This window comes from Paenibacillus wulumuqiensis (assembly GCF_000971965.1).
Taxonomy (GTDB): domain Bacteria; phylum Bacillota; class Bacilli; order Paenibacillales; family Paenibacillaceae; genus Saccharibacillus; species Saccharibacillus wulumuqiensis.
Window position 1 is genome coordinate 124,435 of the sequence record NZ_KQ040795.1, and the last position, 23,783, is coordinate 148,217.

Here is a 23,783-nt window from a genome sequence, read left to right on the forward strand (position 1 = left end):
AATATTCGGCTGTCTGAATCTTCCTGCAAACCGGCAGCAAGCCTATACTTACGGAGGTGCAAGTTATGAAAAAAGCAATTCAGTTTGGTGCAGGCAATATCGGTCGCGGATTTATCGGAGCTTTGCTGGCCAATGCCGGTTACCATGTCGTATTCGCAGATGTGAATGAACAGATGATCCAGGAACTGAACGAGAAAAAGAGCTACCAGATCCATATTCTCGATCTGGAAAAAAGCATCGAGACGATTACCAACGTCTCCGGCTGCATGTCCAATGGTCAGGAAATCGTCGACGAGATCGCCAGTGCCGAGATCATTACGACTGCAGTAGGACCGAATGTGCTCAAGTTCATCGCACCTACAATTGCCCAGGGTATCGAAGCACGTCGTGCAGCTGGTGCAGGTCCGCTGAATGTTATCGCCTGCGAGAACATGGTTGGTGCGACCAGCCATCTGCAGGAGCAGGTGGAGAGCCATCTGTCCGAAGAAGGCAAAGCATATGCACGCGAAAATGTAGGATTTGCCAACTGCTCCGTAGACCGCATCGTGCCTCCTTTCCAGGGTGAGAACCTGCTGGATGTAGGCGTAGAAGCCTTCCACGAATGGATCGTTGAAGAACCGAAGCTCAAAGGCGGCACGCCGCAGATCGACGGTATGAAGCTGACCGACAACCTGGTCGCTTATGTACAGCGCAAGCTGTTTACGCTGAACACCGGTCATGCGATCACGGCTTATCTGGGCTTCCTGAAAGGCATCGAGACGATTGACCAGAGCATACAGGATGACTCCGTACGCTCGATTGCACGCCCGGCGATGGAAGAAAGCGGCGCAGCCCTGGTGAAAAAATACGAGTTCGACGCTGCCGAGCATGCCAAATATATCGACAAAATCGAGACTCGTTTCAAAAATCCATATATCCGCGATGAAGTCATCCGTGTTGGTCGTGAGCCGCTGCGCAAACTCGGTCCTGCCGACCGCCTGATTGGTCCTGCCAATATGGCTGCCGAACTGGGATTGGGTCGCGATCACCTGCTGCAGGGTGCAGCCGCCGCTTTCCTGTACGACAATAGCAACGATCCACAGTCTGCCGAATTGCAGGCACGTATCCAGTCCGATGGCATTGGACCTGTCGTGAGTGATGTGACCGGGTTTGCCAAGGACAGCGAGGATTACAACAAGATTATGGCTGCTTACGAAGAGTTCAAAAGTCTGAAAGCTTAAGTTAGACGGATGAGCTGTCATTGCTCCGAAAAGATATTCTCCCACTCACTGTGATATAACAGGATGGTATGCCGCTCATGCAGCCGGTCTATCGTTCAACAGATACAATAAAAGCCCCTAAGTCATTAGGGGCTTCTTTTTTACATATACAATTCTGCATATACAAGGTTTAAAGTACTTCAAATGGACGTTCTGCAGGCTTGCCAAACAGATATCCCTGTGCCAGATTGATACCAATACTGCGGCAGAATTCGAACTCTTCACGGCGTTCGATCCCTTCGGCCAGTACATTACCGCCAATATCCCAGGTACGTTCGGCAATATTGCGGATATCCCGCTGCTTCTGCTCGTCCCGGTCGCAGCCGTCGATCAATCCGCGGTCGATTTTGACGTAATCGGGCTTGAGCTTGCCAATCAGTTCGGGCAGGGAATAGCCGGAGCCCACATCATCGAGTGCCACGTTGATGCCGTTGCTCCGGTAGACATCGAAGATATCCTGCAGCTTGGGCATTTCCATAATATTCTCAGTCTCCACCACCTCAAATACAAAATCCTGCGGGTCCAGCTTCAGGCGCTCAATCGCCGCAAAGGTATGACTAAGGCAGTATTTGGGATTATAAATAGACGACGGTAAAAAGTTAATAAACCGCTTCACGCCGGATGGCAGATGCAATGCGCTCGTCTCAATTGCCGAGATGCGTGCTGCCCGGTCCAAGAAGGAGTGAAGACCGGTACGATGAGCCACTTCGAACAGCTGATACGGCTGGAACCCCGGACCATCCGGAATCGGACGCAGCAGGAACTCATAGGCGATGACCTGCTCCTGCTCATTCACGATCGGCTGCATATGACTGGTAAACTGCTTTTGACGGATAATCTCTACAATATCGTGGTGCTGCAGACGTGTGATCAGCGTAGACAACGGGAACCAGGCTGGTTCGCCACCAATATCGTCCATACCAAGAATACCAATCGACAGTTTATTTTCTTCGACATCGCGCAGCTCCCTGACCCATTTCAAAATATCCAGCATCTGCTCTCGTGAATGATAGGAGATGGAACCAATATCTTCTACTATATAAAAGTCATAAGACTGCTGCCTGATTAACTGCTCAAGAGAAGGAGAAAGCGGGCGCAATGACACCGTGCCTTGATCTTCAATCGGTTGAATAAAACTGCATCCGCTACAATTCATGGGGGGGCCTCCCTGTTACTAAAATACAATATCATCATGTTCACGTTTTAGATCCCTATATATATCGGCCGGTACAATCCTCATCGTAATACCATTCTTTGCTCTCAATGTAAAAGACTGCAGAAATAACAAAAAGACCGCAATTAAACGTCTGCGGTCTCCATAATTAACAAAGCCTCTTCTCTACTTTCTAAAATGCTTGTACAGTCTCAAGCAGACCAGAGACACACCATATAGGAGCGCAGCATCCAACAGAAATACGAGCAGATCCATACGGTAAGCAGAAAGCAGATTACGCTGCCCGTCTATCTCATAAATGGTCATAAAAGAAAGCGGAAACCCTACATGAATCCCTATATGACCATCCTGCTCAAAAGGCAGCACATACGACAGAATAACGACCAGCCACGCAGACAGATTGATCAGCTTCCAGTTGATTCTACTTGCCGGTTTCATGGTACTCCATCTCTCCTCTTCTTCCTCCTACCTAATATATCTTTGTTCATTATACAAATATGGTAAATATTTATAACTCTATCCAATCATGTTGCCGTGAGAAAAGCAAATTAACGAGATTGTTTTTCTTTATATAAAGTCGGCTATTCTTTGGATGATTAGGAATACATTTCGGAGTGCAGTACCGGTAAATTCAGCATATAAAAAAGACTGCCGGAAGATCCGGCAGTCTGTGACTGTAGTATATACTTTGTTAATTGGATGAGTGCGATTAGCTCGCTGGAATCTCCAGTACGTCGCCTACCTGCAGACCGGTAGGATCAGTGATTTTGTTGTACTTGGCGAGTTCCTGCCAGGTCACACCGTATTTGAGACTGATGCGATAAAGGTTGTCGCCTTTTTGGATCGTGTACGTACCTTCTTCTGCAGCTGCTGTCGGAACAGGCTTGGCCGGCTTGGTTGGCACAGCAGGTTTCGCTGGCTTCGCAGGTTTGGTCGCTGCTGAAGCTGCAGGTTTAGCTGGTTTAGCCGGTTTGTCCTTGGCAGGAGCTGCTGGCTTGGTGCCTGCTGCTGGGGCTGCTGCTTTGGACAGATCCAGTGTATAGTTGGCGAATCCATCTGTCCCCTCACCTGCATAGGCAATCTGCTCACTGCTGCCGCCTGCCGTCAGAGACGGTGCTGCTTTCAGTGCATCCTGTGCTTTTGGTGAAGAGGTGAATGTTACTTTGGCATTGCCTTTCACCGGAGCCAGGGACCAGTTGCCGTCTGCTGTCGGGTTGATTGTACCGTTCTCACGGATGTAATCGATAATTACCTGACGGTTCTCATCCGGGGCAGCCAGTACGATGCGTTTGCCATCAGGGTTCGCCAGCTTGGATGAAGAAGCACGGTAGTTATTGGTCGCTACGATAAATTCCTGCTTGGGATCGATCGGCTTGCCATTGTACTGCAGGTTGACGATACGATTAGCGGACTCGTTAACGAGTGTGCCTTTGGCATCGTATTTCTGCGGCTGGGTCACGTCGATCTGATAGGTTACGCCATCGATGACGTCAAAGTTATACGTCGGGAAATCCATGTTGATCAGCGGTTGGTCGCCGGATTTGGATGGATCGATCTGGTTGAACTGTCCTGCAGACCATTCCAGCCAGTTTTTCACTTCTGCGCCATTTACTTTTACGGCATAGACAGTGTTTGGATATACATACAGATCGGATACGTTTTTGATTGCGATCGTTCCTGCTGCAATATCAGTGTAATAGTTCGGGCCAGAGCGTCCGCCTGCCTTGAACGGTGCACCTGCAGACAGAATCGGCAGATCTTCCACTTCGGTACCTTTCAGCTTTTGCTCCAGATACCATTTCTGAGCATTGGTTACGATCTGGATCGAAGGATCATCCTGTACCAGTGCAAAATAGCTCGTAATGCGGGAAGAGGTCTCGCCTACAGGTCCGCGTACATAATTGATGGTAGCCTGGTGCTCTTTGTAGACAGCATCCACCACAGATTGGTCTACTTCAGCCAGCACTTTTTTGGCTGCTTTATCATAGACAGGACGAGCTGCTACCTGAGAGTCGGTAACTTCCCAATCGTCTCCTGTCTGCTTCAGTTCCAGATCAATAACGCCGAGATGGTCACCCCAGAATCCAGGTTCTACCGCCGGAACTCCGTTAATTGTTCCTTTTGCCAGATCCACACCGGTTTTGCCTGTAAAGTCAGTACCCGGGAAGACTTTGTGTGCATGACCGAACATGATGGCATCAATATCCGGCACCTGACTGAGATACAGGACAGCGTTTTCCATCATATTGGTTTGCGGAGCATCATCATAGCCGGTATGGGCAGCCGCAATAATAATGTCTGCACCTTTTTCTTTCATTTCCGGTACGAATTTTTTGGCAGTCTCCACAATATCCTTGGTGATGACCTTACCATTCAGGTGTCCGCCATCCCACTGCATGATTTGCGGAGTGACCAGACCGAGTACACCTACTTTGAGCGTGTGTTTTGCTCCGGCTTCGTCGGTTACTTCTTTATCCAGAATAACGTACGGTGTAAAGTAGTTTTCGGTACCTTCACCGTTTCCGTTGTCTTTATAAACGTTAGCGTTCACATAAGGGAACTTGGCGCCTTTTACAGCCTGATTCAGAAAATCGAGTCCATAGTTAAACTCATGGTTACCATAGGTTGCTGCATCAAAACCGAGCGGATTCATGGCTTCATAAATCGGATGGGTCGCATTTTGAGCGAGCGGTTCGATTTTGGCTACATAATCACCCAGCGGTGTGCCTTGCAGCAGATCACCATTATCGATCAATACACTGTTCGCAGCTTCAGCACGCGCCGCTTTGATCAGCGTTGCCGTTTTGGCGAAACCGTATTCATCTGTAGGTTTGTCTGAATAGTAATCATAGTTCACCATATTTGTGTGCAGGTCAGTTGTCTCCATCAAACGAAGCTTAACCGTTGTACCTGCAGCAGTTGTATCCGCCGCAAATACCGGCACAGCCGTGATGCCAAACAGGTGCAGCGCTGCAATCGCCGCTACTGTCTTCTTGAGTGTCTTTTTCCCCAGATTCAAAATCAAAACCCCTCCCGAATATATTCAGCACATATACGTTCTCTGATTCTTTCAGTATAAACACCTACACTCATCTATGTATAAAGCATATGTAAAGCGGGTGTGAAATTAATATGCGAATTTGCACTATTATTTACATACTGCTTACATATTGCCGAAATGAAATGAGAGTGCAGACGCATAAAAGAGCAAAGCATATAGTGACATGATAGAATTTTATACTATTGATTGATATATTTGAAGGGATATTTGATCCATTTTTACGATTTTTGCTAAATTAGTTACAAAAAAGACGTATATATAACATATATACGTCAGTTATTATTCGCATTTTTTACCCAAATCCGGCAAATCAAAATAAAGGATAGACTTCTCTCTGTGGTGTATGACGACTTTTATATATCCTTATTGACTCATACCGGTTGCGGGTTGATTCCCCTTGCGGTGTTTATGCTGTAAATAAGAGTCCAGAATACGATCCAGCTGTTCGGACTGGTCGATCACCCGATGATCGCGGATTCCATGCTCTTCGGCCATCTGATTCAATATGCGGCGTTCCTGTTCAATCTGCTGCTCGATCTTTTTCAGGTCCAAGGAAAGCACCTCCTGTAGATTACCCCTTTCACTTGTTGCGTTTACCTTATATTTGAAATAGATAAAATTTGTAGTAATACATTGTTTATACCCCAAATTCATGCTCTTGATCAAGTTCCTAGGGTCCCTATTTTATCCTTTTATTGGAAACAAAAAATGACAAAAAATCCGGTGCCGATTCTGTAGGATGCCTGCGCATTTTACAAAATCCGCCACCGGATTATCCATGCCTATACTGAATCACTTGTTACAGGAATGGTATCAGCCATGCGCCGGAAAGGCGACTTAGCTGTTCCAGGTCTGTTTCTGACCTTCTTTGTCGGTATATTCAATCGTTTGAGGTGTAATATCGAGTACTACATAGTCGGGATCATCCGGTCCGGAGAACCAGTTTTTGAATTCGTCTTTCCAGACGCGCTGCTTCAGCTCGTCATTCGTGGACACGGCGCAGGTCGCTTCGATCTCAACCACTTCGTTATTGCCGCCTTTTTCATAACCGAGCAGCAGATAGCAGTTCGGGTTCTGTTCCAGCTCATCCACTTTCTGTGTTTTGCGGTCTGTTGCCAGATGAATATTCAGACCTTCATTATATACGGCCATATAGCGTACCTTTGGTTTATTGTTCTCCACTGTGCCGAATGCACAAAAACGGTTCTCTTCCAGTGCTTTGACGATAGATTGTTCAACTGATGTTTGACTCATGATCAAGCTCCTTCCGCGATATGGACTTGGGTGTTTCAATACGTCCTGATTAAAGACGCTGAATTTTATATAGTACTTAACTTTGAGTGCCTGTATTGAATACTTACCCGGTCAGCAAGAAGCTGAACCTTTCCGGTCTGTTTTCCCATTCCCGGATGCCTCGGTTGCTGGACAGCAGGCAGGCACTCGTCTATAATTACACCTAGAAAAAGCGCATACGATCTGGGGGAGCTGGGCTAGCCGGCTGAGAGTGTATTCGACCAATACAGACCCTTATACCTGATCTGGATAATGCCAGCGTAGGAAGCGAATCACGCATTGTATGTGTTCTCATACGATATGCACCTATGACGTCCCGATCCGGGGCGCTTTTTTTATATCTTTTTATATAGAAGGAAGAAGGGGTAACGAAATGAACAGACACTGGAACAAGCTTCTGCCGCTATTGGCGGTATGCCTGCTGCTTATCACGGCAGGCTGCGGAGGTCAGAGTGGAAGCAGCAGTCCGGCAGCCGGCGGTCAGGACACCGCAGGCACGAGCGACAGCACACTCAAGGATGTGCAGGTCGTGCTGGATTGGACACCGAATACGAACCATACCGGTCTCTATGTCGCCCAGCAGATGGGTTACTACAAGGATGCCGGATTAAATGTAGAGATTATTACGCCGGGACAGGGCGGTGCGGATACGATGGTCGCCTCGGGCAAAGTGCCGTTCGGCATCAGCTACCAGGAGAGCGTGACCCAGGCCCGTGTGCAGGGTGTACCGCTCGTCTCGATCGCAGCCGTGATTCAGCATAACACTTCCGGTTTTGCTTCACCGGTCGACCGCGGGATCAAGACACCCAAGGATATGGAAGGCAAATCTTATGGCGCATGGGGATCACCGGTTGAGGAAGCGGTTATGAAATCGATCATGACCACCGACGGCGGGGATGTAACCAAGGTGAAAAGCGTCAATATCGGGGATGCGGACTTTTTCACCGCGGTCAAGAAAGGCATTGACTTTGCCTGGATCTTCTACGGCTGGACCGGCGTGGAGGCCGAACTGCGCGGAGAGCCGCTCAACATGATGTATGTCAAGGATTATTCGCCGAATCTGGACTATTACACACCGGTCATCGTGACCAACGAGAAGCAGATTCAGCAGGACCCCGATCTGGTCAAGGCATTCATGGCAGCAACTGCCAAAGGCTATGAATATACAATCGCCAATCCGGACAAAGCCGCAGATATTCTGATCAAAGCGGTACCGGATCTCGATCCTGAACTGGTCCAAGCCAGTCAGAAGTGGCTGTCACCCAAATATCAGGATGATGCCAAACAGTGGGGCATGCAAAAGCCGCAGATCTGGTCCGGCTACGCCGACTGGATGTATGAACAGGGTCTGCTCGACGACAAGCTGGATGCTTCCAAAGCGTTCACCAACGATTATCTGCCTGCAGCAGACAGCAAGTAAAAAGCAGAATCAAGCAGCGATGCTCCCGGGCGCTGAATCGCCGGCGGCATCGCTGCAGGTATTATGTATTTATTTTGCCTGATCGGTTCAATACCACAGTCATTCTACCAGGAGGTTATTAATCATGGCTACGACACTACTGAGCATTCAGGTCATTCCCAAGACCGTTAATAATGAAAATTCCTATGATTACGTTGACGCCGCGATTGCGGTCATTCAGGCTTCCGGATTGAAATATGAAGTGCATCCGCTGGAGACAACGCTGGAAGGCGAACTTCCGCAGCTGCTGGAGGTTGTACAGAAGATGCATGAGGCGCTGGTGGAAAAGGGCAGCCCGAGTATCATTTCCCAGATCAAGATCGCGCACAATCCATCCGGCATCAGCATGGACGGATTGACGGAGAAATACCGCTAATGTCCATCAGAGCATGGTGGAAAGGCATATGGCCGCCCTTTGGGGCGGTCGTTTTGTTACTGGTTCTATGGCAGTTGGCTACCTCCCTTTTCCAAATTGAGGACTGGATTCTGCCAAGTCCTGCACGAATCGCCATGGAAGCGGAGAAAAGCTATGTCAGTCTGCTCGGGCATACATGGGCGACGCTGAAGCTGACACTGGCCGGATTCGGCATCGGGGCAGCAACCGGATTGATCGTCGCCGGTGTGCTCCACTATATTCCGTTTCTGCGGCGGGCCCTCTATCCGCTGCTGATCCTGAGTCAGAATATTCCGCTGATCGCCCTCGGACCGCTGCTCATTATCTGGTTCGGATTCGGGCTATTGTCCAAGCTGATCGTAATTGTGCTGGTCTGCTTTTTCCCGATTACGGTGGCTGCGCTTAGCGGGCTCGCCGGGACTGACCGCACGATGATGAATTATATGCAGATGATCGGCGCGACGCGGGGGCAGATTTTCTGGAAGCTGGAGCTGCCCTACAGTCTGCCGTCGGTCTTTTCCGGGCTTAAGATCGCCGCTACCTACAGCATCATGGGCGCGATTATCGCGGAATGGATCAGCAGCAGCGAAGGTCTTGGCTATTATATGCTGCTGCAGCAATCTGCCTTCCGCACCGACCGCATGTTTGTCGCGATCATGATCGTGATCGCCTTTAGCCTGATCATGTTCTCGCTGATCGTGCTGCTGGAGAAATGGTGTGTACGCTGGCAAAACGGCAGTACAGCCCATAGTAAAGGAGGAACCGACCATGTCTGAACAGACTGGCCTATCAGGTACACCAGGGAAAATGGCGGAGCAGGAACAGGGAGCCTCTGCAGCTGGCTCACCGGCAATTCGCACTCCCTTCCTGGAGCTGCGCGGAATCAGCAAATCCTTTGCCCAGGGAAGACAGCAGCTGCAGGTGATGGAAAATATCTCGTTGACCGTGCATGAAGGTGAATTTGTATCGGTGATCGGACCTTCCGGTTCAGGCAAAAGCACACTGCTGCAGATGATCGGCGGCGTCATGCTGCCGGATCAAGGCGATATTATGCTGCAGGGACAGCGAATTAACGGACTCAAAGGCAAAGCCGGCTATATGCCGCAGCAGCCTGCCCTCCTGCCCTGGCGTACGATCGAGAAGAACGTAATTCTCGCCCGCGAGACGGCCGGACTGCCTCGTCAGGAATCGCTGGCTCTGGCTCGTACATGGCTGGATAAAGTGGGCCTGGGCGAATTTGCGCGTGCCTATCCGCATACACTGTCCGGCGGCATGCAGCAGCGGGTTGCCTTTTTGCGGGCACTGCTCGGACCGCAGTCACTGCTCTGTCTGGATGAGCCGTTCAGCGCACTGGACGCTTTTACCCGCAGCGAGATGCAGTCATGGCTGCTGCGTATCTGGGAAGAGAACCGGCGGTCCGTTGTCTTTATTACGCATCATATTGAAGAGGCACTGCTGCTATCGGACACGATCTACGTGCTGTCCAGCCGTCCGGCCCATGTGATGCAGAAGGTCAGCGTACCTTTTCCAAGACCACGGCGTGAGGAACTGGCGGATACGCCGGAATTTATCGCACTGCGCAGACAGCTGACTGAAGCGCTGCGAGCGGAGCTGAATGTGCGATGAGCGATTCTTATTCCCTCTCCCCGCTGCAGCTTCATCGGCCCGATAATTATGCAAAACAGGCTCTGGTACATCCGCAGGCTCCGTTGATCGACAGCCATATTCATCTGGACCAGTATGAGGATGACGAAATTCAGCAAATGATGCAGAGTCTGCCGGATCATCAGGTGAAGTCGGTCGTTGCTGTCTCGATGAACATGGATTCCTGCCAGCGGATCCAGCAGCTCGCCCGGCGTTATCCGGGCTTCGTGCATCCTGCGTATGGGTATCATCCCGAGCAGCCGCTCCCTGATGATCAGCAGACGCTGAAGCTGCTGGAATGGTTGGGAGCCCGCATCGGCAGTGCTGTGGCGGTCGGCGAGATCGGGCTGCCCTATTACCGTCGTCAAGAGCTGGCTCAGCATGGTGAAGCGCTGGACGAAGATGGATATATCTCGCTGCTGGAACAGTATCTGCAGCTGGCTGCCCGGCATGACAAGCCAGTCGTACTCCACGCTGTCTATGAGGATGCCGATACGGTCTGCCAGCTGCTGGAGCAGTATCGTATCCAGCGGGCGCATTTCCACTGGTTCAAAGGTTCCGAAGACACGATCAAGCGGATGGCCCGGCGGGGATACCATATTTCCTTTACACCGGATATTGTCTATGAACCGGAGATCCGCCGACTGGCTGCTCTCTATCCGCGTGAGCTGGTGATGGCCGAGACGGATGGACCATGGCCGTTTGAAGGACCTTTTGCCGGGCAGTCCACTCATCCGCGCATGACTGCAGACGTATGCCGGACATGGGCAGAGATCCAGGGATTGAGCGAACGGGAAGCGCGGCAGATTCTGTATACCAATACATGTGCCTTTTACCGGATCAATCAATGATGTATCCATGATTCGCTCAGTACAAAACGCAGAGAGATTTCTGTTCACGCAAAAAAAGCCTGATCCGTATAGAAGGATAGATTCCTTCATGCAGATCAGGCTTTTATTTGTATATTCGCATCCGATAAGCGGAAGGAAACCAGTATGGTTGATGTACTTGCGCTTATCCATAAGAGTGATACTTTATGGCTGCAATTCAGCCGGATCATGCTCAGCAGTCCTAATCGTCACTCTTCATCGACACGACCGGGCTCAGCCATACGAGCAGCATGGAGAACAGCTGCTCCATCTGCAGCGGCTTGCTGAGATAATCGGAGGCTCCTGCCTGCAGGCAGCGCTGCCGGTCATCCTTCATCGCTTTGGCGGTCAGGGCTATAATCGGCAGGTCTCTCCACTGCGGCTGACTGCGGATATTCTCCATCGTCTTGTAGCCGTCCATGATCGGCATCATAATATCCATCAGAACCAGATCCGGCTGGCCCTGCTCCATCATTTCCAGTGCTTCCTTGCCGTTGTAGGCACTCATGACTTCTATGCCTTTGGATTTGAGAGCACCTTCCAGGGCGAAAATATTACGGAAGTCATCATCGACTACCAATACCTTTTTGCCCCGCAGCGTCTGTAGTTCCTCCGGCAGACCGGCGGGCACGGAAGATGACGTTTCCGGACTGTTCGGTGTAGTATCCTCGGGCATCGAAGGGATATACAGTGTAAATGTACTTCCCTGGCCCACTTCACTCTCCACCGTAATAAAGCCGCCCAGCAATTGCGAAAACTCGCGGCAGATCGATAATCCCAATCCGGTTCCGCCATAATCACGATCCGTACGGGCGCCATCCGCCTGACGAAATGCTTCAAAAACAATCTGCTGCTTGTCCGGCGCGATGCCAATTCCGGTATCGGTTACCGAGATGGCGAGCATATTCTCCCCATGTTCCGGCAGACTGTAACCAGCTGCCAGCGGAACCTTTTCTGCCGGAGCAATGCGCAGCTGTACTTCGCCCTCGCTGGTGAACTTGAATGCATTGGAAAGCAGATTTTTGAGGATTTGCTGCAGTCTTTTGCCATCCGTGTAAAAGGTCGGCGGTGCATCCTCATCGACTTCATTGTAGAATTCCAGATTTTTCTGTTCGGCCAGTTTGTTGAAGTTATAACCCATCACTTCCGGAATATCGTGAATGGAAATGAGTTCACGCTGTACTTCCACCATGCCTGCTTCCACTTTGGACAGATCCAGAATATCATCAATCAGCGCCAGCAGATCCTGGGCAGACCGGTGAATGATATGACCATAGCCAGGCATCTCATCTTCATCATCCCGTGGCTGGCTCTCGGCAATCAGCTGGGACAGAATCAGAATGCTGTTCATCGGTGTACGCAGCTCATGCGACATATTGGCCAGAAATTCGGTCTTGTAGCTCGAACTGAGCTTGAGCTGTTCGGCATACAATTCCAGTTCCTGCCGGGTTGTTTCCAGTTCCTGCGCTTTGTTCTCCGCAAAACTCGTTCGTTCCCGCAGCTGCTCGTTGGTCGTCTGCAGTTCTTCCTGCTGTACCTGCAGTTCCTCCTGCTGGGTTTGCAGTTCTTCCTGCTGCATCTGCAGTTCCTGATTCATTATACTGCTGTTGCGCAGCAGCTCTTCCACCTGCATCCGGTTCTCGATATTGCTGATAATTGCTCCAAAACTGCTGCAGATCTGATCAATCAACTGACAGTGACGCGATGCAAACTTCGACGCCGCGCCAAGCTCCAGTACCGCTACCGTACGTCCGGCAAAAACAATCGGTGTTACGACGATCTGCTGGGGAATGCTGTAGCCAAGTCCTGTCTGAATACGAATCGGATGGTCTTCATCGGCTGTCAGCGTATGTGCCTTTTGCTCGATCGCTGCACGCCCGATCACACCCTCCCCGGGATTGAATCCCGGAACGGTACCCGACATTTCTCCATAAGCACCATACGAATACTCCAGTTGAAACTGGTCTCCCTTGGTATCCGGATGAACATAATAGAACAATCCATACGAAGCTTCCATCAGGGGCACGATTCTAGTAAGCAGCTTCTCGGCCAGTTCGGGAGTGTTATTGATTCCCTGATACACGTTGCCGATCTGAGCCAGCTGTGTCTGTACCCAGTTGGCGTCTTCCATCTGGGCAGCCGCTTCCTGCATTTTGCGGTTATACTCCACCAGTGCGATGGACATGGTGTTGAATGCCTGGGCAATATTCGCCACTTCATCTTTGCCTTTGATCTCCAAGTAAGGAATTTCTTGAATCTTGTCAAAATTCACATTGGTGATCACATGGGTCACCTTCTGCAGGCGCCCGGTCGTCCGGCGAATCGTCCAGAACGAGATGATGAGACCTGCCAGCAGCAGGATAAAGGAAAGCATTCCTGTAAGCATCCATCGCTCCGACATCATCGTATATTGTAAAAAGAATCCTTCTATAATAATAAATAAAATTGCCAGCATCAGCATAAAACTGAACCCAATAATCTGTTGGTGTTTATAATTCATAAATAATGCATTCTTCCTCTCTCATGATGTAAGCAGAATTGTGGCAAAAACGCTGGCTGAACATACTTCCAATGATACGTGAACATAGGTAGTTTGTCTGTAGAAACTTGGACTTATTTTCATTTAATAGTAAATGGTATTGTGCTTACGAAAACAAAATGCTGTAATTCCATTATTGAAAGCAGTCTATTCCCTGCTATATAGGGCGATTAACTGCTGCAGGAAGATTCCAACCCCTTATTCTGCTGATTCATTGTTATATGAACTCTGCTGTTTTTCCCTTGACGCACCTCTTTGTTCCGGTATACGATTTGGAATGCTTCATGACCGGATGCACGGTTTAATTTTATCCGTACAGCCTATTTGCACGGAATCATGAATCGCTATACTGAAATTCAAGCAGGAAGAAGGAATCATACGCTATGTCCAAGCAAACCAACCGGGCAATGGTAACGGTCGGGCTCCTGGCTGCACTCTTTATCGGGGCGCTGGATTCGACGGTTGTCAGCACGGCTTCACCACGTATTATCGATTCACTGGGCGGTCTCAGCCTGATCAGCTGGATCTTCTCCATTTATACATTAACGACCTGTATCGCTACACCAATTTTTGGCAAGCTGGGCGACCTGTACGGACGCAAGCTGGTATTCGCAATCGGACTCGGACTGTTCATCGTCGGTTCGGTACTGTGCGGATTCGCCGGTTCCATGACCGAACTGATCTGGTACCGGGCGCTGCAGGGTATTGGTGCAGGTGCGCTTACACCGGTTACCTTTACCATTGTCGGCGATCTGTATCCGGGCAAGGAACGGGCCAAAGTACAGGGGATTTTCTCCTCGGTCTGGTCGATTGCCGGATTGTTCGGGCCGCTCGTCGGCGGTTACTTCGTCGATTATATCTCCTGGCGCTGGATCTTCTTTATCAATCTGCCGGTTGGCATTATCGCCATTTTGTTTATTTTTATGTACTATCATGAATCGTTTGAGAAGAAGCAAAAGGCGATTGACTATGCCGGCGCGCTTACCTTTACGATCGGGATGACCGCACTGCTGCTGGCATTGCTGACCGGAGGCGAGGAGTATGCATGGACGTCACCCATTATTATCGGCCTGTTTGTTGTTACGCTCATCTTCCTCGGGTTGTTCCTGCGGATTGAAAAACGGGCGCAGGAGCCGATGCTGCCCCTGTCGCTGTTCCGTACCAGCGTGCTGACAGTTCCGTATATTCTGGCCTTTACGACCCGCTGGACGGTGATGGGGGTTACGGTATACTGTGCGCTGTGGCTGCAGGATGTGTCGGGATACAGTGCGACCTTTGCCGGACTGGCACTGATGCCAATGTCGATCGCCTGGCCGATCGCTTCCACGCTGTCGGGGCGACTCATGTACAAGCTGGGCGCCAAATCGCTGATTATTTTCGGTTCGGCACTGGCGGTTATCGGTAGTCTGCTGGTCGCTGTAATGGACTCCGGTTCGCCTTATCTCATTATTGTCGCTTCGCTGGTATTGATCGGATTCGGCATGGGCTGTATCGTAACTCCGTCCATGGTCATTATCCAGGGGGCGGTGGGCTTCCAGATGCGCAGTGTGGCGACGTCCACCAATACGCTGATGAACTCGCTCGGACAGACGGTCAGCGTCGCGGTGTTTGGACTCGTATTCAATGCAATTGTCACCCACGGCACAGCGAGCGAGTTGGCGCTTGGTATTCATTATGTATTTATCCTGATGCTCGCAGTGGCTGTGCTGAATCTGCTGGTCGCTCTGTTCCTGCCGCCAAGCAGCAGGCTGCTGAATCATCAGCAGTAACGCATCCGGGCTGATTCTGATTTGAATGACGGATTGATCTGCCGGAGCAAGAGAGAAGCGATTAGGGACTCCGCTTTCTATGATTTTCCCAAAATAAAAAAGGCTGCGATTCCCCGGCATGAGGGGTCGCAGCCTTTTTGCATGACCATTTTATTGAAAACAAAAACAATACAGACTTGTTCATTGTTCCCGATCCGCTGCCCGGTGGCTGCGGCTGTACCAGCGGCTGACCTGTTCCGCCTCCCGGTGCTCCAATCGGTTGGTCTGGAAAGTGGTATGTCCTGCCGCGATATACAAGCGGAGCGTCAGCAGATGCTGGCGACGCTGCAGCCGACTGCCGGTGAAGCTGAAAGCTTCAATATGCTTCCATAACACGCAGTGTGTATAGTGGGACACATACCGGTTCGCGATAATGAGCCGCTCTTCATCCAGTGCGGCGCCGGAGCGGCGATACCGACCATAATCCAGCAGCACAATGACCAGCACCAGCACGAGACCTATCAGCAGGCCGTACATGGACAGGAAATAGATGCCTGCCGCGGTAATAATGCCGCCGATTAGCAGCCCCGGCCATACATATGCCCAGAGCGCCCGGGATGGTGAACGATACTCCGGCTGGCGGTACAGAAACCCGGGCACGACCGAGTCGAGCAGCGTCTGCACTTCGCTCCTGTGAATAAAGGGATGCAGCACCGGTGCCTTGGCATCCCTGCCGGAGGAGACGACATGCAGCTGGATCTGGGCAAAGCCGAGCCAGCGGCGAATCGCACTTTCCTTGACGGTCACCGCCTGTACATGTCTCGGATGAAATACGAACTGTCTGCGTTCCAGCAGTCCATAGCGGACAGACAGCCGCTCTCCGCTGCGATAGACGGAGAATCCGGCGTATTTGACAATAAACAGCACGAGCGACAGCAGCCAGGCAAAGATCAGACCGATCAGCACCGCCCCCAGCAGCGCCTGAATGCCGGTAATATACCCGCGTGCATTATCCATCAGCTGGTTCACCAAACTGCCGGGCAGAATATCACCGGCAAAAGAATAAATACCCGCGATAAAAGCCAGTCCCAATCCCAGGTTCAGCTCGGTCAGCGCCGCTCGCAGCAGCTGCGGAGTGGTCAACCGGTATAACAGCTGTGGCACGAGCTGCGGCGAACTGGTGGCACCGTTCGGAAAATTACCGGCACCGCTGCCCCCTCTACCATTCCCCAAGGAAGCAGAAGAATTCGGTAAACCATCACCTTCATCTCCTGTACGGTTGTGCAGAGAATCGGCATTTTCCGCTGCCATCTCTGCTGGTTCGTAAGAAGATTCCGGCCGCATTTCCATAGAAACGGCAGCCTGCTCCAGCATTCCCTGCAGACGTTCCGCTTCAGCAGAAGACAGTACTTCCAGCACAGCGTCTCCATCGGAGCTTCCTCCCGGCGTCTCGATCTTGAGCTGTACGACACCGAGCAGGCGCTGAATCAGCGGCTGTTCGATACTGACCGAGTGAATGCGCGAATAATAGATGGCTTTCTCCCGGCGCTGAAGCAGTCCGCTCCGGATCACCAGGCGATCTTCTTCCTCCTGATAGGTGAACCGGCGCCAGGCTGCGATCTGATACAGCCCACTCAGCAGGAGCAGCAGCAGTACTCCGCCGATCGTCCAGTACACCGACGCAGACAGACCATCACCGCTGATGATCCGTACAGCAGCCAGCACGAGCAGGAAAGCCAGATTTTTAACGGTACGCAGCAGTGCAAAAGCGACATACAACAGGTGCATCCGGCGCGGCTGCTGATTCATTCGTCTATCCTCCGCGCCAGGCGTCCGATCCGCTGCTTGAGCTGCTCCGCTTCCTCCAGCTTCACCCCGGCGATGGTGTGGGTCGTCGCCGCAGTGACAATATGTACCTCTGCCAGATGATAACGCCGCAGAATCGGTCCAATCTCCAGCTCCACATGCTGTACCTTGCTCATCGGGACGAGCGTCTCACTGATAAAAAACAGCCCGTTATGTATCTCCAGCTCTTCATCCGATACGGCGAACCGGAAACGGTTGTACCGGATCGATGGGGCGATCATCACGTAGAACACGATCAGCAGCACACCCAGACCGATCAGTGCCGTCTTCAGCCACCATGGCATCTCAAACCAGCCCAGCCAGTCCGGCAGCAGTGCAATCGCCGCCAGAATCAGCAGGAAGATTCCATAGCCAATCAGCGCTCCCAGACGCTCTGCGGATTTCCAGTCAGGATGAAGCGGTCTCATTTCTGCTCCGGTAAATGACATCCTGTTCCTCCTTTGCTCATCAAGCAATATTTGTTCATCCGTATACGCTTTGCTCATTTACAAAAGTATACGTTAACAGTATATACACTATCTGCCTGCTTTTGGTGTCGATCTCTCCATATTTGATTGCTAGTATTACCAAAAAACAGATAAAAAAGCCGCCAGGACGGCAACAACACTTCACAAAGAAATGTCGTTTCCATTCTGGCGGCTGCTATCTCGCTGGCAGGAAGATTGGTGAACGCTGCATTATCTCTAACTCTGCCAAATCTCCAGATTTAACGTTTATTGAACCCTTTTTTATCTAAAAATTCTTTGAGCTGCATTCGCGAAGGAGTGGTAAACTTCTGAGCCATCAGCGCAGACCATGGTGTGTTCCTGGTTCCGGCTGTACGAACGGATAGATAGTTGGACATCTGCTCATCGTACTCTTTTACACTCTGCTCGGTCGCAGCGGTATCATAGGATTCATGATGCAGTACGGCCTTGAGCGGCAGCCTCGGGCGCAGGTCCGGCTCCTGATTCGGATAACCGATACACATGCCGTATACCGGATAGACCAGCTCCGGCAGACCGAGCAGTTCGGCGGCTCCTTCGATATCGTTGCGGATTCCGCCGATATAGACGATGCCAAGTCCCATCGACTCGGCAGCAACGGCTGCATTCTGGGCAGCAAGCGTTACATCAGCGGTAGCTACGATAAAGTTTTCGACCGCATCGGTATACGACTCCTGCTCCGGCGCGTGCTGCTGCACTGCCTTTTCCAGACGATACAGATCGGCACACCAGACGAGAAAGACCGGACATTCCACGATATAACGCTGATTGCCGGCCAGCTCGGACAGCTGGGCCTTGCGCTTCGGATCGCGGATGGCAATGACGCTGTAAGCCTGCACGTTACTGGAGCTGGAAGCCATCTGCCCGGCAGCAATAATCGTCTCCAGCTGGTCATCGGTGACCGGGTCCGGCTTGTAGCTGCGAATTGAGCGGTGATTCATTAACAGATTAATCGTATCGTTCACGGTTGCACTACACTCCTGTCTATACAATGTTATCGTATCTTAACCATGCGCAGGATCAGATGAAGCAGATTGTATCCTGCACATTATAATACACAATACCGTAATACTGCAGAAGCGGAACGAAAACCTACATCTGCACGGGTCGAAGACACTCATGCTGCTTACAGCGAGCCCAGCCAGATCGTCAATCCAACAAATCCGGCCCAGCCCACGATCTGCAGCAGCCCGATCGTCAGGCTGGTAATCGCAAATCCCCTGCCGCGTGAAGAACGCAGCGATAATATCGCAAATACAAGTGACAAGAGGATAATCGCCGCCGAGACGACCAGCCCCACTATAACGAGCATCGGCATCACGCCAAATTCCGCATTGGCGGCAACCAGAATAATAAATAAACACACAACGCCCGACATGCTGATCAGACCGATCAGGCTCAGTACAAATGATGTGAGTGCCATAACGAACCGGTCCCTGCCAGTCTGCTGATCGGGATGATGCTCTGGTTGATGCAGCGGATAATACCCATTCGGAGGCGGCCGGTAACCCGGCGGCGGTGGTGATGTCTGATACGGTTGGCCCTGCTGGCCGGAATGATCTTCGTGCATAATACCCTCCCAAAAAACTATAAAATCGCCTGCATCCCAGACTATCTACCTTCAGGAGTATAGTATACCTTATTTGCCAGTATGCAGCTGCGGCTTTTGCAGCTTGATCCGCTGCAGACGCAGTGCATTCAGTACGACCGAGACGGAGCTGAATGCCATTGCCGCTCCGGCCAGCCATGGCGCCAGCAGCCCCGCAGCCGCCACCGGAATGCCGATCACATTGTAAGCGAGCGCCCAGAACAGATTCTGGCGGATATTGCGAATCGTACGACGGCTGATCAGGATCGCATCGGCGATACCGTTCAGATCCCCACGCATCAGGGTGACATCTGCCGCTTCCATCGCTACATCGGTGCCGGTACCGATCGCAATACCGGTATCTGCGGTTGCCAGTGCCGGCGCATCATTAATCCCGTCTCCAACCATGGCGACGATGCGGCCTTCCTGCTGCAGACGCTTGATCTCGGCGGCTTTGCCTTCCGGCAGTACGCCGGCCAGAATCCGGTCCACTCCGGTCTGCTGCCCGATCGCCCGGGCCGTGCGTTCATTGTCACCGGTAATCATGATCACTTCCATGCCCATATGCTGCAGACGCTGTATCGCCTCTCTGGACGTCTCCTTGACCGTATCGGCGACAGCCAGCCAGCCGGTATACTGGCCATTCACTGCCGTGAGCATTACGGTTTTGCCCTGGCTTTCCACCTGCTGTACTTCTTCTTCCAGATTATTGCCGGAGATGCCTGCTTCTTGCAGCAGCAGCCGTGTGCCGATCAGCAGCTGCTGGCCAGCGATAACGGCCCGGATACCCTTTCCGGGTATATTTTCAAAAGATTCCACCGGGCTGGCAGCAATATCACGTTCCTGCAGCCCCTGTACAATCGCCCGGGCCAACGGATGTTCGGAAGCGGCTTCTGCACTGGCGATACCCTGCAGCCAGACCCGCTCTTCCAGTCCGTTTGTTCCCGGAACAAAATGAATATCGGTCAGCACCGGCTCGCCGCGTGTAATCGTACCCGTCTTGTCCAGGACGATGGTATTCACCTTGTGCGCGGCTTCCAGATGTTCGCCGCCCTTGAACAGGATGCCGTATTCCGCCGCACGGCCCGATCCGGCCATAATGGACGTTGGTGTAGCGAGACCGAGCGCACATGGACAGGCAATGACGAGCACGGCGATCGCCTTTTCCAGTGCACTGCTAAAGTTGCCCGGCTCCAGACCGAGATACCAGACAACAAAGGTCAGCAGCGCAATCCCGACCACAATCGGTACAAATATGCCCGAGATCACATCCGCCATCCTCTGAATCGGGGCTTTGGATACCTGGGCTTCCTCGACGACCCGGATAATCTGGGCGAGTGCGGTATCCCGTCCCACCCGGTTCACCCGGAAGCGCAGCCGTCCATTCTGGTTGATCGTCGCTCCGATTACCGCATCGCCGACCGTTTTGTCGACCGGCAGACTCTCACCGGTGAGCATCGACTCATCGACCGAAGACCGGCCTTCCAGCACCTCGCCATCGACAGGAATTTTCTCACCCGGTTTGACAATAACAATATCATGGAGCTGCACATCATCGACGGGTATCTCCATCTCCCCGCCGTCCCGCTCGACCCGTGCCGTCTGGGCACGCAGATTCATCAAGCTGCGGATCGCTTCGGAAGAACGGCCTTTGGCCCGGTGCTCAAACCACTTACCGAGCAGGATCAGCGTCACCAGAATCGAGCTGACTTCAAAATAAAGCTCCACCTGTGTTCCCGGTACGAATACCGAGCGGATAATCAGGAACAGACTGTAAAAGTAGGCGGCCGATGTACCGAGTGCGACCAGTACATCCATATTGGCACTGCCGCTGCGAAGCGCTTTGTACGCGCCCACATAGAACTGCCAGCCGATAACAAACTGCACCGGTGTCGCCAGAATCAGCTGGAACCAGGGATTCATCAGAATCGAAGGGGTGCTGATCCATGAGGTAATGCTAAAGTGACCGAGCATCGCCCACAGCAGCGGCAGTGACAATACTGCCGAGATGATCAGTTTCCACTTGCGCATGACCGCTTCTCGCTCGCGCCGCTGCTCAATGCCTTCCTCATGCTTCGGTTCGGCCTTGTAGCCGAGCTTTTCCACTTTGCGGGTAATCTCTTCCAGCGTCACGCTGCCGGGATTATACTGCACCCGTGCAGTCTCCAGCGCGAGGTTCACATTGACTTCGGATACTCCCTCCATGCGCCGGATGCCTTTCTCGATCCGGGTTGCACAGGCGGCGCAGGTCATACCGATAATATCAAGATCGGCAGTTTCCTTGAGCGGCTGGTAGCCGAGCTGTTCAATCTTACGCTCGACGGCGGCTTCATCAATTTGTGCCGGATCATAGATCACCGAAGCACGTTCCAAGGCCAGATTTACATTGGCTTCCTGTACCCCTTCCAGTCGGCGCAGACCTTTCTCGATCCGGGCCGAGCAGGCCGCACAGGTCATACCTCCAATCTGCAATTGCAGCTGGCGTGCAGAACCGTCAGCTGCTGCACCTGATGGCACTGTATCCGCCGCAGAAGCGTTGGCAGCGTTGTGTGGACTATTCATACGATAACCTCCTTTTAACCTTTTATCCTGTTAGGATTTGTTATATCATATCTTTCATTCAAAATACCCCCAGGGGGTACATATAAGTGTTAAATAAAAGCCCATGTGGGCTTGGTTGCGTGCTTATTGAATACTTGGCTTATTGAATACTTGTTGTTACCAGGGTTATTAAAAAGATGACGCTGGATTGGCGTCCGGCATGAGCATCTGAAAACATCATCTGCCGTCAGGTGCTCATTCGGCTGCCATGTTCTATTCGCGGATGAGTAATGGTCCTCAGGCTCCTGCCGAGACAACATCGTATCCCTGATCTTCGATTGCTTCGGTCAATTTAACGACATCCAGCTGCTGTGCATCGTATTCGATATCCACGGATTTGGCTTCCAGATTCACTTTGCCTTTGGCGCCAATCTCAGCAAGTGCACCTTCTACAGATTGTACGCAGTGCTGGCAGGACATGCCTTCCACTTCCAGCGTTACATTTGTCATTTGTGTCATGATTTATTCCTCCTTTAAAATGTGTGTTGGATCGTCATCCGGATGGATGTTGGATCGTCATCCGGATGGATGTTGGATCGTCATCCGGATGGATGTTGGATCGTCATCCGGATGGATGTTGGATCGTCATCCGGATGGATGTTGGATCGTCATCCGGATGGATGTTGGATCGTCATCCGGATGGATGTTGGATCGTCATCCATCCTAACATATCACGTTATTTCAACAATTTATTAATCGTAATCAGCAGTTCGTCAATCACTTCATTCTCTCCGGCCTCGATACGTTCGACTACACAGCTCTTCATATGACCTTCCAGCAGCAGGCGGCCGACCGAATTGAGTGCAGACTGGGCAGCGGCGATCTGGTTCAGTACGTCATCGCAGTAGGTATCCTTTTCGATCATGCCCTTAATGCCGCGAATCTGTCCCTCCACCCGGTTAAGACGACGCACCATATTGGTCTTCATCTCTTCGGAATGATGGCTGCGGCGGGTACTGCTGCATTCCGTATGATCTGCCAGCGCGGTATCCTGCGGGTGATCCTCCTGGATCATTTCTGTTTTCTCCATCGTACAGCCTCCTCTTACACTTGCCCATACATCCCATCAACAGACATGTCAGGGTAAATGATCTTACAACCTCATCATAACATACCCCATGGGGGTATTCAACAGTTTCATTCACTATAATTTTATGTATGTAAAAGTATTTAAAATTTGATATATTTCTTCCTTGAACCAATTCACGAATATACGGGAAATATGTTAAACTAAACAAGTATATTTTACTATTTTTGGAATTCAACTCGCCGATTCAGGCAAACTTTTTCATGATATTCCTGTTTGAACAGCTCCCTTTGATACTGCAGAATCCGGTTGGTGTCCAGTCGGACTCCTGCCCATATATCTTATACATATCATGGAAGAAGGGAAGTCATATGTCCAAAACCGATCGTTATCAGCAGATGATGGAGCAGACCCGGATTCGTTTTCTGCAGGACGCCGGGCTGAAAATGGAAGATTTGCGTATTCGCTTTCATACTTATCATGGCGATCCCTCCCCTGCCGGAATACCCGAGCTTCAGCATGCCATTCATCGCCATGCTCATGCGATCAAGGGGCTGGCACTCATTCTTTCCTATGAAGAGATGGATGAGGTGTGCGGCGATATCCTCGCGATTGTGCTGCAGGAGCCGCCGCGGGATTGTAGCCTGGCAGAGATGGAGCACCTGCACAGGCTGGTGCTGACACTGGAACATCTGCTGGAAAAGGCCTCTTCCTGATCCGTACAGCATTGGTCTCTGCCGTATTTCCTGTTACAATAGATCAGGCTGACAGAGCAA

21 protein-coding genes and 1 riboswitch are annotated in these 23,783 nt (G+C 51.4%); of the genes, 8 read left to right on the forward strand and 13 right to left on the reverse strand.

Features of this window, described 5'->3' with window-relative positions:
• The first annotated feature begins 65 nt into the window (after positions 1-65).
• Positions 66-1,220 (forward strand): mannitol-1-phosphate 5-dehydrogenase, encoded by a 1,155-nt coding sequence (locus WH45_RS07360; protein WP_046213756.1) that lies wholly within the window; start codon positions 66-68, stop codon positions 1,218-1,220.
• 169 nt (positions 1,221-1,389) lie between these two features.
• Here WH45_RS07360 and WH45_RS07365 read toward each other — a convergent pair whose 3' ends face one another.
• The 5 genes from WH45_RS07365 to WH45_RS07385 form a co-directional block, all read right to left on the reverse strand.
• Complete coding sequence (locus WH45_RS07365) at positions 1,390-2,415, reverse strand: EAL domain-containing protein (RefSeq protein WP_046213757.1); 1,026 nt, start codon at positions 2,413-2,415, stop codon at positions 1,390-1,392.
• A gap of 183 nt (positions 2,416-2,598) precedes the next feature.
• Complete coding sequence (locus tag WH45_RS07370) at positions 2,599-2,871, reverse strand: hypothetical protein (RefSeq protein ID WP_046213758.1); 273 nt, start codon at positions 2,869-2,871, stop codon at positions 2,599-2,601.
• Between the two features lie 271 nt (positions 2,872-3,142).
• Positions 3,143-5,452 (reverse strand): bifunctional 2',3'-cyclic-nucleotide 2'-phosphodiesterase/3'-nucleotidase, encoded by a 2,310-nt coding sequence (locus WH45_RS07375; protein WP_046213759.1) that lies wholly within the window; start codon positions 5,450-5,452, stop codon positions 3,143-3,145.
• A gap of 405 nt (positions 5,453-5,857) precedes the next feature.
• On the reverse strand, positions 5,858-6,046 hold the full coding sequence (locus WH45_RS07380; RefSeq protein ID WP_046213760.1) for an aspartyl-phosphate phosphatase Spo0E family protein: 189 nt from the start codon (positions 6,044-6,046) through the stop codon (positions 5,858-5,860).
• Positions 6,047-6,331: 285 nt separating this feature from the next.
• A complete protein-coding gene (locus tag WH45_RS07385; protein ID WP_046213761.1) occupies positions 6,332-6,748 on the reverse strand; it encodes a pyridoxamine 5'-phosphate oxidase family protein in 417 nt (138 codons plus the stop codon).
• Between the two features lie 214 nt (positions 6,749-6,962).
• Positions 6,963-7,072, forward strand: a riboswitch (TPP riboswitch).
• 88 nt (positions 7,073-7,160) lie between these two features.
• On the opposite strand from WH45_RS07385, the gene WH45_RS07390 reads away from it, so the two are divergent.
• From WH45_RS07390 to WH45_RS07410, 5 genes are all read left to right on the forward strand, one after another.
• Positions 7,161-8,207, forward strand: a complete 1,047-nt coding sequence (locus WH45_RS07390; RefSeq protein WP_046213762.1) for an ABC transporter substrate-binding protein — start codon at positions 7,161-7,163, stop codon at positions 8,205-8,207.
• 124 nt (positions 8,208-8,331) lie between these two features.
• Positions 8,332-8,622, forward strand: a complete 291-nt coding sequence (locus WH45_RS07395) for a thiamine-binding protein (RefSeq protein ID WP_046213763.1) — start codon at positions 8,332-8,334, stop codon at positions 8,620-8,622.
• On the forward strand, positions 8,622-9,416 hold the full coding sequence (locus tag WH45_RS07400; RefSeq protein ID WP_046213764.1) for an ABC transporter permease: 795 nt from the start codon (positions 8,622-8,624) through the stop codon (positions 9,414-9,416). The genes WH45_RS07395 and WH45_RS07400 overlap by 1 nt, the downstream gene beginning before the upstream one ends.
• Positions 9,417-9,447: 31 nt before the next feature.
• Entirely contained in the window at positions 9,448-10,266 is an 819-nt protein-coding gene (locus WH45_RS07405; RefSeq protein WP_052723676.1) for an ABC transporter ATP-binding protein, read from the forward strand.
• Positions 10,263-11,135: a TatD family hydrolase gene (locus WH45_RS07410; protein WP_082096578.1), complete on the forward strand. Its 873-nt coding sequence runs from the start codon at positions 10,263-10,265 to the stop codon at positions 11,133-11,135. Before WH45_RS07405 ends, WH45_RS07410 begins: the two co-directional genes overlap by 4 nt.
• 220 nt (positions 11,136-11,355) lie before the next feature.
• On the opposite strand, the gene WH45_RS07415 is transcribed toward WH45_RS07410, so the two are convergent.
• A complete protein-coding gene (locus tag WH45_RS07415; protein WP_052723665.1) occupies positions 11,356-13,653 on the reverse strand; it encodes a response regulator in 2,298 nt (765 codons plus the stop codon).
• A gap of 422 nt (positions 13,654-14,075) precedes the next feature.
• Between WH45_RS07415 and WH45_RS07420 the strand changes: the two genes are divergently transcribed.
• The gene (locus tag WH45_RS07420) at positions 14,076-15,461 is read left to right on the forward strand and encodes an MDR family MFS transporter (protein WP_046213766.1); all 1,386 of its coding nucleotides are present in this window, start codon (positions 14,076-14,078) and stop codon (positions 15,459-15,461) included.
• A 180-nt stretch (positions 15,462-15,641) separates the two neighbouring features.
• On the opposite strand, the gene WH45_RS07425 is transcribed toward WH45_RS07420, so the two are convergent.
• The 7 genes from WH45_RS07425 to WH45_RS07455 all read right to left on the reverse strand — a co-directional run bounded on the left by WH45_RS07425 (position 15,642) and on the right by WH45_RS07455 (position 22,995).
• Positions 15,642-17,249, reverse strand: a complete 1,608-nt coding sequence (locus WH45_RS07425) for a PH domain-containing protein (RefSeq protein ID WP_046213767.1) — start codon at positions 17,247-17,249, stop codon at positions 15,642-15,644.
• On the reverse strand, positions 17,246-17,734 hold the full coding sequence (locus WH45_RS07430) for a PH domain-containing protein (RefSeq protein ID WP_082096588.1): 489 nt from the start codon (positions 17,732-17,734) through the stop codon (positions 17,246-17,248). The genes WH45_RS07425 and WH45_RS07430 overlap by 4 nt, the downstream gene beginning before the upstream one ends.
• 278 nt (positions 17,735-18,012) lie before the next feature.
• Positions 18,013-18,756 carry an oxygen-insensitive NADPH nitroreductase gene (gene nfsA, locus WH45_RS07435; RefSeq protein ID WP_046213768.1) on the reverse strand — a complete coding sequence of 248 codons (744 nt, stop codon included), beginning with the start codon at positions 18,754-18,756 and terminating at the stop codon, positions 18,013-18,015.
• A gap of 161 nt (positions 18,757-18,917) precedes the next feature.
• Positions 18,918-19,361: a hypothetical protein gene (locus WH45_RS07440; RefSeq protein WP_046213769.1), complete on the reverse strand. Its 444-nt coding sequence runs from the start codon at positions 19,359-19,361 to the stop codon at positions 18,918-18,920.
• Between the two features lie 69 nt (positions 19,362-19,430).
• Positions 19,431-21,941, reverse strand: a complete 2,511-nt coding sequence (locus WH45_RS07445; RefSeq protein WP_082096590.1) for a heavy metal translocating P-type ATPase — start codon at positions 21,939-21,941, stop codon at positions 19,431-19,433.
• 276 nt (positions 21,942-22,217) lie between these two features.
• Positions 22,218-22,430, reverse strand: a complete 213-nt coding sequence (locus WH45_RS07450; RefSeq protein WP_046213881.1) for a copper ion binding protein — start codon at positions 22,428-22,430, stop codon at positions 22,218-22,220.
• A 226-nt stretch (positions 22,431-22,656) separates the two neighbouring features.
• Complete coding sequence (locus WH45_RS07455; RefSeq protein ID WP_046213882.1) at positions 22,657-22,995, reverse strand: metal-sensitive transcriptional regulator; 339 nt, start codon at positions 22,993-22,995, stop codon at positions 22,657-22,659.
• Between the two features lie 383 nt (positions 22,996-23,378).
• Between WH45_RS07455 and WH45_RS07460 the strand changes: the two genes are divergently transcribed.
• Positions 23,379-23,723 (forward strand): hypothetical protein, encoded by a 345-nt coding sequence (locus WH45_RS07460; RefSeq protein WP_046213770.1) that lies wholly within the window; start codon positions 23,379-23,381, stop codon positions 23,721-23,723.
• Positions 23,724-23,783 lie beyond the last annotated feature (60 nt).